This window comes from Corallococcus sp. CA041A, assembly GCF_003612075.1.
In the GTDB taxonomy this organism is placed as follows: domain Bacteria; phylum Myxococcota; class Myxococcia; order Myxococcales; family Myxococcaceae; genus Corallococcus; species Corallococcus exiguus.
The window spans coordinates 1-9,501 of sequence record NZ_RAWF01000335.1 but is presented as its reverse complement, the minus strand read 5'-3'; the positions used below and the strand labels follow the sequence as shown (position 1 = coordinate 9,501).

Here is a 9,501-nt window from a genome sequence, read left to right as displayed (position 1 = left end):
TATAAGAGACAGGGGGGGGCACGGTGCCCCGGTCACGGGCGAGGTACGTCACCCAGCCAAGCCACGGGTCGTCCTTGCCCTGCCTACCATCCATCGCCCGATACGTCTCGGACATGGCCACCGCCCAATCGGGTTCCCACGCCAGTGCCATGCTGCGCGTCACGTTCGTCAGCATGGAGGCTGTGAGCATTCGCTCCGCGCTCGCCCCTTTCGATGGGATTGACAGGACGCACACGTTGGCGGTGCTGTTCTGCTCGTAGCTCCCGCAGGTCATATTGACGATGACCATCTCCTTGGGAGGACCGTCGTTGTATGCGCTGACCCTCAGCCCCAATTGCTCGAAGGCGGGTCCGCCCGGCTCACGGTTGACACCACGCCGGAACGCTTCTGTCAGGGTGGGTAGGTCGGGAGGCATGAGGGGCGTCTTGCGTCCCTTGCCGCGCGGCTTGGGAATCTTGTTCCAGCTCCCCAGCAGGGGATCGCATGCGGCGAGCATGTTGAAAAAGGCCGCCGCACGCTGGGCACACGCCTCGGGAGACTCTCGTCGCGGACCCCAGTAGGCACCTGCATAGTAGGTCTCTGGATAGGTCCCGGAATCAGCGGGGGTCGTCATGAGGTGTATCTCTCAAGGGTTCAACGGGTGCACCGAGGTGGGGATGACGATGATCTCCGTGACGCTGTTGCTCTCTAGCAACTTCCGAATGGAGTCTGCCGCATGCTTCTCCGCGACGTGCCATTCAATCCGAATGCCCATTCCCCGGACGATGGCGACCTGGCGCTGTCCTTGGGTCACGAGTTCGTCGGCCTTGCCCGAAAGGCTGAACCAAGCCTTGGGATCGAGGTTGTCCTCGAAGAACGCAGCGTAGCCGGGGCCCTTGGCGTCCAGGAGCACGTCATCCCTGAACCCATCGAACTTGACGCCCCCGGCCTTCGTACTCGTGCCGCCGACCCAGTACACCTCATCCGCCGTGTGCCCGGTGATCTGCTCCTGGTAGCGCCGGGCACGCGGAGACATCGCCTCCTTTGCGGGCGCCCACTGCCCGGGCCCCTTGGACGGAGCCGCGCCACTGCCAGTCGTGTTCGCGCGCTGGAGGATGATGGCCGCCCCGGGCCCACCGCTCAGCACCGTCGCCGCGCGTCCTGCTGGCACTGAGACCCGTTCCAGCGCCAGCGCGCCTTCCACCGACAGCGAGAGCACCGGCATCGTGGCCTCCACGCCCACCGACATTCCCTTCAGCGTCCGCGTCGTGGCCGAGGCCGCGCCCGCGGTGAAGAGCAGTCCTGTCGTCAGCCGCGACACTTCACGGATCTGCTCGCCACGGGGCATGAACTGGAATCGCTCCCAGTACGCGGGCGATGCCGCGATGAGCGCCGCCACGCCCGCTGGCAGGTGGCGCAGGCCCGCGATGCTGTCCACGGGACGCGTGAGCAACTGTCCCAGCGCGTGGTACAGCTCCACGAATGCATCCTCGGCTCCATCCAGGGTGCGGCTGATGACGTCCGCGTCGTCGTACACCTCGGCCAGGGGCCGCCAATCCGAGGACTGGAGCTGCGCGTCCACGTTCCGGAAGACGCCGCCCTTACCGCTGTAGAAGCGGCCCAGCTCGAAGCCATGGGCTCGGAAGGCGCCGTCCTTCCATTCAACCGTTGCCACCTTCTGTTGGGTGCGCCCGGTGAGTGCCCACGCGAGATAGCCGTCAGGTCGCAGAACCGCGATCTGCTCCCGGGAGAAGCGCTCCACCCGCCGCGACAGCTCCTTCCGTTTGACTTCGCCTCCCTCCATCACCTCGCGCAGGATGAAGCCCGCGGCCATGCGAGGCGGGAAGGTGCTCAACGTGACGGGCTTGCCCAGGAGCACTCCCATCAGTCGCGCCGCTTGCGTGGGCGTCAGAGCGTCTCCCAGGGTGCGTTCGTCTCGCGCTTCCAGTCCCGCGTTCGTCAGCAACTGTTCCCACGCGTCCGGTAGCACGTCGTCGGAGCGGGTGACGTCCGCCATGGCCACCGCACGAACGGGGCTCGCTCCCGTCATCTCATCGCGCACGGCCTTGCGGCGGTACAGCCGTGGCGCTTCCTCTCGGGGCGTGACGCTCAGTGCCGGGGACGGCGCCTCGTCGTTCGACGCTCGTACTCCAGGGGAGTCAATCTCCGTGCGGGACGTGTAGCTCAGCGTCCTTCCAGGACTGGGAGGCAACGAGGCGCAGCCGGTGAAGAAGAGGGCCACGCACCCCAGCAGGACGTCAGCGCGCATTGTCCACCCCCAGGCCCGCCGAGGCGAAAGCACCTGGACGCAAGGTCCCGTCATCTTCCGGGAACAGCAGCGTGCCGCCTGTGACCACCGCGTAGAGCTTCCCCGCTGCGATTCGCCAGCGCGCTTCCACCGCGCCCAGGTAGCCAGCCTCGGGTTGGCCCAGGCCCACGCCCAGGCCCTTCACCGCCAGCTCAAGGTTCCGTTCCAAGAGCTGCACCGCCACGCGCCCGTCCGCATCCAGGCGGCCCCAGGAGAAGGCCTCCACGCTCAGCGACGCCATCAGGTGTCGTTGCAGCCCGCGATAGCCCACGGCATCCCATCCCACCCGCGCCTCCGCCTGGAGCGAGTACCCGTCCGGGAAGCGAGAGGAGGCCAGTGGCGCACCCTCAGGGCCCACTGCTTGGAATCGCACCAGTTCGTAGTCCGGACCGAAGAAGCCCTGTCGGAAGCCACCGTGCTGCCTGCGTGCCTCCAGGCGCAGCGACACATCCCACGCGGGTGCCACCGCCATCACCCGCGAGGACCTGCTCCAGCTCTTCGCGTAAGGCGTCGGCGTCACTTCAAGACGCCGCACGTCCGCCAATTTCCGGAAAGCGCTCATAGGTTCGCTTGAGCGCTTCCAGATGAGCAGGGTCGTCCAGGTCGAGCGGCGTATCCGTCAACTGCACTACCCACCCGCCCGACGATGTGTGCCGCGCCCGTGAAAGCAGTTCGGTGTCGCGAGCAGGATCCGGGAACCCGATGGCCTGTGCGGCAGCGGCTGACCAGTAGTTCATCCATCCCAGCCGGTGGGGAATCTCTGGTGATTTCATGGCTCCAGGGGACGTAATCACCGGTAGGCCGCGAGGGGGCACCTCCAGGTCATCTGGCCGATTCCTCGTCTGCCGCGCAATGTCCGCGCTGGCCCTGAACGGCGTGGCATGTCCCCAGTGAGCGCGTGCGCTTTCCGCCACGGCCTCCAGCACATCAACCACCGCCGCGAGCCCTCCCTCGTTCGGAGGCAGCTGCGCATGGACCTCCAATTGTGACTGACCGCCTGGGGAGCTATCCGCTGGTGACTCCCATCCAGAAATCATCACGGGAAGGTTTTCGTTGCCGTTGCACACGAGAGGGAATCCCCCATCTTTGGTCCCCGCTGCGAGCCATGCGTCGCGTTGTGGCAACGCGATGGGGCGTCCGTCGTCGGAAACCTTCCACTCCAGGCGCAGGCCAGGGAATGCACGTTCCATCCCATGAACCACGGCGAGGGGGCGGTGGTCTGCACTCACGAGTGAAGGCGCGTAGACGATGAGGTTGATTTTTCGTTTGGCTGTCATCTCAGCACCAGTCCATGACGACGATAAAGCCCTTGAGATCAGGGGCCGCCTCTTCCAGTGCTTCCTTATGCGCTTCGCTGCGCACACCGACTCGGAAGTCAAATCCGCAGGCTCGAGCGAGACCGCGCTCAATCCGCATCTTGGGCACTTGATCCCTGATCACCTGGCCCTGGAGGAAGTCACTGAATGTATCGAAACTGTCGGTCTTGACCTCCCAAAGCACGCGTGTCGCCAGTTGCAGCGCGTCGAAATTCTTCCCATTCACGAACACATCCCACCCGGGGAAGCTGTTGTTCGGAATCTTGTCGGCACACTTGTTGTGCGGGTCATTGCCACCACGGTGATTCACCGGGATGGGCTCGCAGCTGGCTCGGCGCGTCCGGTCCATGGGCACAGGCGGCACTGGGGGCTGCCAGTCCTGTCCCGCTGGCTCCGGCTCCAGCTTGGGCTTCCGCTTCGCTACGGCCTCACGAGATGCCCCTTTCGTTCCTCGTGATGCCGCAGCTTCTTCGGGGTAGAGGTGGCGGAGTTCATACGCATCCAGCTCTTCCTTGATGGCGACGGCGACCACCACCACGCCAAGAACGATCACGGCTCCCACAACAATCTCAGGAGCCACCAGAACGCAGAGCCCGATTCCCATGGCACCAGCGCCAGCGGAGGCGACAGAGCATCGTCCCGTAGTGTCATGGAATTCGATCCGGTCGTGGTCGAGGGCTCGATAGCACTGCTCCATGAGAACGGGCCAAGGCTGGGAAGCCTCTCGGGCAACGCAACGTCCCCCGTCAGTCCAGGGCAGTTTTGCTGCTCGCTGAAGGTTGGCAAGCCTCGGGCTCCGCGTTCCCTGCACACTGGGAGGCGGTGTCGACGAAGCGCAGGCCGAGAGGAGGAGTAGGAGTGCGATGTAAGCGCGGAAACGCATGACTACGAGCCGCCTACCGACACAGAAGTGGAGCGACGCATCGCGATTACACTCGCCGGGCATGCCCCACGTAGCTCTTCGGAGGCGTTTAACTCCGGAGGAAGCATGTCCCGGTCGATGCGGACGAAGCCGAAACGGGGGAAGTAGTCTGAGGCCGTTGTGGTCAGCAGGAACAAAGTTGGGAGCCTGTCCTCATCGGCCTTCGCAAGGACGCGCCGAACCAAGTCGGAATGACCCTTCATTTTCTCCGCGACAACGACATGGAAGTGCGGAAGGTGCTCCGTCACACCCTGGAGGGGCAGTCCCGCCGAAGAAAGAAGGGCCTGGATTGCAACCAGGTCGCCGGGGCGGGCAGCGCGTATCGCGAGGGTCATCGACGCCACTCCTCTCGGGACAGAAGGTCCACCACACGAGAGCGCACGTCGTCCCGGATCTCACGCACGCGCTCCAGGGATTTACCCTTAGGGTCCTCCAGAGGCCAATCTCCCCGCTTCAAGCCAGGCACGAAGGGGCACGCATCCCCGCATCCCATGGTGATGAGCCAGTGTGCGCCCTGGGCAAGATCCTCCGTGAGGAGCTGGGGCTTGGCCTCCGACAGGTTGATGCCCACTTCGGCCATGACGGTCTGAACTTCGGGATGCACACGGTCACCCGGCTGCGTACCGGCGGAAATGGCGTGCGCTCGCGTCGGGTCCGCCATGGCGTTGAAGAACGCAGCCGCCATCTGGGAGCGGCCGGCGTTGTGTACACATGCGAAGATGACCTTCTTCATAGGACAGACTCCTCGGGTGGGCTCCCGAAGAAGCTGTGTGCGTGGCCAGCGGCGCAGCGACGATGGAACCCGGCAGCCAGTCTACTGCCTGTCCGACGTGCTGAGGACCGCGCCGACCGAGAAGCATGGCAAGCGGCGCCCATCGCTGACCCTCGCAGCACCTGGCAATCCTGCTGAGTTCGCTGGCCTTGTGACAGCGGCAGCTACTAGGTGGCGAACCGCACCGCCACCTTCGCTGCGTCCGGATCACTGAAGCGCAGCAGGTCCTCTCCCTCCTGCACCAGTGCGTCGCGGACGGGCTTCTTCAGCGCGTCAAAGGCATTGCAGACCAACGTCGCGGTGCCCTTCGTGCGCTCGGTGGTCCAGACGCCAGCGGTGCGCCCGTCGACCAGGAACACGTTCAGCACGCGCAGGTTCTTCGTGGACAACATCGCACGGTGCTCCTCCGGCACGACGCGGGTGCGGTCCGCGTGGGAGAGGATGAGGTTGTCGAAGTCCGGCAGGAATCGCACCGGCGCGGGCGTCTCTTCGGGCGGGCGCGGGGCCTTGGGCAAATCAAAGAGGACGCGCTTCTTCTCGTCGCGGAACTCCACCAGCTTGCCGCGCACCTTCTCGAGGGCGTCCTTCAGCGGCTTGATGCCGGACCAGCTCTGCATGTCCGCCACGGTGGCGGGGCCGAAGGCGGCCAGGTAGCGCAAGACCAGCGGTGACGCGTCGTCGTCCGTGGAGAGCTTCTCGCCCAGCCACGACTCCGCCAGCGTGAAACCGGAGTTGCCGGGCCAGCCCCACTCCAGCCCCTCCTCGGGCACCTGGACGAGCGGCAGCATCATCCGTGCGGCGAAGCCCATGGCCCGCTCGTCGCCGTCCACGTGGTGCTTCATCAGGTGCTCGCGCACCGCCTCGAAGGTGCGGGGCTTCTCCTGGAGGAAGGGCTTCGCGGTGGCCAGCAGCGCGGGCAGGTCCAGCGCAGCGGCGCGCTCCTTCAGCACGGAGCGCATGGCCGCGTTGAGCAGGGGCTGGAACAGGCCGCGGTAGCGCAGGTAGTCCTTCGCGGTCATCAGGTGCAGCGTGCCGCGCATCATCGTGCCGCGCGCCAGCTCCCGCTTGAGCGCCAGCTTCGTGAGGGCGTCGCGCTGGAAGCCCTGGAGGCGCGACCAGAGGGCCAGATACGGCGGGCGCGCGAGCTGCGCCTGGAGCCCCACCAGGTGCTCGATGGCGCGCGGCACGGTCATCTTCTCGCGCGTGAGCAGCAACTGGCGCGCGAGCGTGGCGCGGTTGAGGGCCTGACGGGACAGCACTTCGGTGGGCATGCTCCCGAGCATACCCAGCGGCTTTCAGCGCGTGAGGGCCGGAATCACCTTCTCGCCGAACGCCTCGATGAAGCCGTCCTGCTCGCGGTTGACGTTGTGCAGGTACAGCCGGTCGAAGCCCAGGCGCAGGTCCTCGCCCAGCCAGTCCATGTGCTGCTGGAGGCTGCTGGAGACTCGCAGCGGGCCATCCAGGTCGTGCGGCTGCACCACGTTCGCGGCCTCCTGGAACTGCGCGGGCGTGCGCAGGTCCGTGAGGACGCTGTTGGTGAAGATGTTGGACGCCCACTGGTTGTACGCCCCTTCACGTGCGAGCTCGTCGTCCTTCGCGTAGGACAGCTGCACCTTGAGGAACAGGGGCTTGCCCTCGCCGCCGCCCTCACGGAATGCATCCACCACCTTGCGCAGCTCTTCCGGCGGACGCGCGGTGGTGATGAGGCCGTCCGCCCAGCCCGCCACCCATCCCGCCGTCTTCGGCGTCACTGCCGCGCCCACCAGCAGCGGCATGTCCTTGGGGCGCGTGTAGAGCTTCGCCTCCTCCACGGTGACGAGCCCCCGGTGCGCCACCGTCTCGCCGCGGAAGAGGGCGCGCATGACGTCCACGCACTCCTTCAGGCGCGCGTTGCGCAGGTCCTTCGCGGGCCAGCCCGTGCCGGTGATGGCCTCGTTGAGGTACTGGCCGCTGCCGAGCGCCATCCACGCACGGCCGGGATACATCTCATTCAGGGTACTCAGCGCCTGCGCGACGATGGCCGGGTGGTAGCGCTGGCCCGGCGCGGTGACGGAGCCGAAGGACAGCCCGGTGGTCGCGAGCGCCGCGCCCATGAACGCCCACGCGAAGCCGCTCTGCCCCTGCGCCTCCGTCCACGGGTGGAAGTGGTCGGAGTTGAGCGCGGCCTGGAAGCCCGCGCCTTCCGCCTTCTGGCAGAGGCGCAGGAGCTCACTGGGCGGGAACTGTTCGTGCGACGCGTGGAAGCCGATGAGGGGCATGGATGCGTCCACCCTGGAGCCGGATCCGCCCGGCCGCGAGGCCCGCCTTCGCGCGAGTGTTGGCTGAACGAAGCCTGCCTGCCCCCGGGTGTGGGGTTCCTCACGGCGCGCGGGAGTCGCCGGATGCCTCCTGGGAACGGAGGGCTAAAGGGAAGGGGATGATTGAAGACCTCTGGTACAAGAACGCGGTCGTCTACTGCCTCGACGTCGAGACGTTCATGGACGGCAACGGCGACGGCGTGGGGGACTTCACGGGCCTGCGCCGCAAGCTGGACTACCTGGCGGGCCTGGGCATCACCTGCCTGTGGCTCTTACCCTTCCAGCCCACGCCCAACCGCGACAACGGCTACGACATCAGCGACTACTACGGCGTGGATCCGCGCCTGGGGGACCTGGGCGACTTCGTGGCCTTCACCCACGAGGCGAAGCTGCACGGCATCCGCGTCATCATCGACCTGGTGGTGAACCACACGTCGGATCAACACCCGTGGTTCCAGGCCGCGCGCAAGGACCCGGACAGCCGCTACCGCGACTATTACGTCTGGTCGAAGAAGCGACCCAAGGACGCCAACAAGGGCATGGTCTTCCCGGGCGTGCAGCCCTCCACGTGGACGTACGACAAGGAGGCACGCCTCTGGTACTTCCACCGCTTCTTCGACTTCCAGCCCGACCTCAACGTGGCGAACCCGGAGGTGCGCGAGCAGATCCTCAAGGTGATGGGGTACTGGCTGGAACTGGGCGTGTCCGGCTTCCGGGTGGACGCGGTGCCCTTCCTCGTCGAGCTGAAGGGCGTGAAGAACCCGGACGTGAAGAACCCCTACAAGCTGCTGGAGGAGATGCGCGAATTCCTCTCATGGCGCAAAGGCGACGCCATCCTGCTCGCGGAGGCCAACGTCACCATGAACGAGGTGGTGGAGTTCTTCGGCGACAACGACCGCATGCAGATGGTGTTCAACTTCCTGGCGAACCAGAACTTCTACCTGGCGCTCACGCGAGGGGACGTGACGCCGCTGGTGCAGGCCCTGAAGTCAGCCCCAAGGCTGCCGCACACGGCGCAGTGGGCGAACTTCCTGCGCAACCACGACGAGCTGGACCTGGGGCGCCTGTCGGACGAGGACCGGCTGGAGGTCTTCGAGGCGCTGGGGCCGGACAAGGGCATGCAGCTGTATGACCGGGGCCTGCGCCGCCGGTTCGCGTCGATGCTGGACGGCGACCGCCGCCGCATCGAAGTGGCCTACAGTTTGATGTTCTCACTGCCGGGGACTCCAGTGCTCTGGTACGGCGACGAGCTGGGCATGGGGGAGAACCTGTCACTCGTGGAGCGGCAGTCGGTGCGCACGCCCATGCAGTGGAGCCCGGAGCCGCACGGCGGCTTCACGTTGGCGGAGGCGCCGGTGAAGCCCCTGGTGTCGGAGGGGCCGTTCGGCTTCCGGCAGGTGAGCGTGGCGCAGCAGCGCCGCGACCCGGCCTCACAGCTCAACTGGACCGAGCGCATCATCCGCGCGCGCAAGGAGTGCCCGGAGCTGGGGTGGGGGGCGTGGAAGGTGCTGCGCACGGGCAACAAGGGCGTGCTGGCCATCCGGTACGAATGGAAGGGCAACGCGATGGTGGTGCTGCACAACCTGTCCGCCCGGCCCTGCACGGTGAAGCTGGATCCGGGCGGCGAGGAGCCGTGCACGCTGTTCAACGTGCTCAGCGAGGACCACTCCGAGCCCGTGGACGGACAGCGCCACGGGCTCACGCTGGAGGGCTACGGCTACCGGTGGTTCCGCGTGGGGTTGGAGAACCCCGCGCGCAAGCACCGCACGGAGCCGCTGCCCTAGGGGGTGTCCCTAATTATCTGAAGAAAGGTGCTGGAGGCCGAGCGGCCGCCAGCCCCGTGGGCAGGGTTGAGCTTGCAGGGAAAGGAAGAGCTGAGCACCCCTGGTGAGTGCACCGACATGAGC

Annotated in this window: 9 protein-coding genes; 1 reads left to right on the top strand and 8 read right to left on the bottom strand. The window is 66.4% G+C overall.

What is annotated here, in order from left to right; genetic code table 11:
• The 8 genes from D7V77_RS44420 to D7V77_RS37400 form a co-directional block, all read right to left on the bottom strand.
• Positions 1 to 613, bottom strand: a 613-nt coding sequence (locus D7V77_RS44420) for an Imm52 family immunity protein (RefSeq protein ID WP_172814215.1), incomplete at its 3' end; no start/stop codon positions are given.
• 12 nt (positions 614 to 625) lie between these two features.
• The gene (locus D7V77_RS37440) at positions 626 to 2,248 is read right to left on the bottom strand and encodes a Tox-REase-5 domain-containing protein (protein WP_120581031.1); all 1,623 of its coding nucleotides are present in this window, start codon (positions 2,246 to 2,248) and stop codon (positions 626 to 628) included.
• A complete protein-coding gene (locus D7V77_RS37435) occupies positions 2,238 to 2,807 on the bottom strand; it encodes a hypothetical protein (protein WP_346728392.1) in 570 nt (189 codons plus the stop codon). Before D7V77_RS37435 ends, D7V77_RS37440 begins: the two co-directional genes overlap by 11 nt.
• A 1-nt stretch (position 2,808) precedes the next feature.
• Positions 2,809 to 3,564 (bottom strand): DUF5953 family protein, encoded by a 756-nt coding sequence (locus D7V77_RS37430; protein ID WP_120581030.1) that lies wholly within the window; start codon positions 3,562 to 3,564, stop codon positions 2,809 to 2,811.
• A 1-nt stretch (position 3,565) separates the two neighbouring features.
• Positions 3,566 to 4,486: a DUF6310 domain-containing protein gene (locus tag D7V77_RS37425; RefSeq protein WP_120581029.1), complete on the bottom strand. Its 921-nt coding sequence runs from the start codon at positions 4,484 to 4,486 to the stop codon at positions 3,566 to 3,568.
• A gap of 370 nt (positions 4,487 to 4,856) precedes the next feature.
• Positions 4,857 to 5,258: an arsenate reductase ArsC gene (locus tag D7V77_RS37415; RefSeq protein WP_120581027.1), complete on the bottom strand. Its 402-nt coding sequence runs from the start codon at positions 5,256 to 5,258 to the stop codon at positions 4,857 to 4,859.
• Positions 5,259 to 5,464: 206 nt separating this feature from the next.
• Complete coding sequence (locus D7V77_RS37405) at positions 5,465 to 6,568, bottom strand: winged helix DNA-binding domain-containing protein (protein WP_120581032.1); 1,104 nt, start codon at positions 6,566 to 6,568, stop codon at positions 5,465 to 5,467.
• 24 nt (positions 6,569 to 6,592) lie between these two features.
• The gene (locus D7V77_RS37400; RefSeq protein WP_120581025.1) at positions 6,593 to 7,555 is read right to left on the bottom strand and encodes a TIGR03885 family FMN-dependent LLM class oxidoreductase; all 963 of its coding nucleotides are present in this window, start codon (positions 7,553 to 7,555) and stop codon (positions 6,593 to 6,595) included.
• Between the two features lie 158 nt (positions 7,556 to 7,713).
• Here D7V77_RS37400 and D7V77_RS37395 point away from each other — a divergent pair, with 158 nt between their 5' ends.
• On the top strand, positions 7,714 to 9,378 hold the full coding sequence (locus D7V77_RS37395) for an alpha-amylase family protein (RefSeq protein ID WP_120581024.1): 1,665 nt from the start codon (positions 7,714 to 7,716) through the stop codon (positions 9,376 to 9,378).
• The last annotated feature ends 123 nt before the right edge of the window (positions 9,379 to 9,501 follow it).

What these genes read in the sequence shown, in the direction of transcription:
- D7V77_RS37440 (WP_120581031.1), bottom strand. Translation starts at nt 2,248, where the DNA reads ATGCGCGCTGACGTCCTGCTGGGGTGCGTGGCCCTCTTCTTCACCGGC.
- D7V77_RS37430 (WP_120581030.1), bottom strand. Translation starts at nt 3,564, where the DNA reads ATGACAGCCAAACGAAAAATCAACCTCATCGTCTACGCGCCTTCACTC.
- D7V77_RS37425 (WP_120581029.1), bottom strand. Translation starts at nt 4,486, where the DNA reads ATGCGTTTCCGCGCTTACATCGCACTCCTACTCCTCCTCTCGGCCTGC.
- D7V77_RS37415 (WP_120581027.1), bottom strand. Translation starts at nt 5,258, where the DNA reads ATGAAGAAGGTCATCTTCGCATGTGTACACAACGCCGGCCGCTCCCAG.
- D7V77_RS37405 (WP_120581032.1), bottom strand. Translation starts at nt 6,568, where the DNA reads ATGCCCACCGAAGTGCTGTCCCGTCAGGCCCTCAACCGCGCCACGCTC.
- D7V77_RS37400 (WP_120581025.1), bottom strand. Translation starts at nt 7,555, where the DNA reads ATGCCCCTCATCGGCTTCCACGCGTCGCACGAACAGTTCCCGCCCAGT.
- D7V77_RS37395 (WP_120581024.1), top strand. Translation starts at nt 7,714, where the DNA reads ATGATTGAAGACCTCTGGTACAAGAACGCGGTCGTCTACTGCCTCGAC.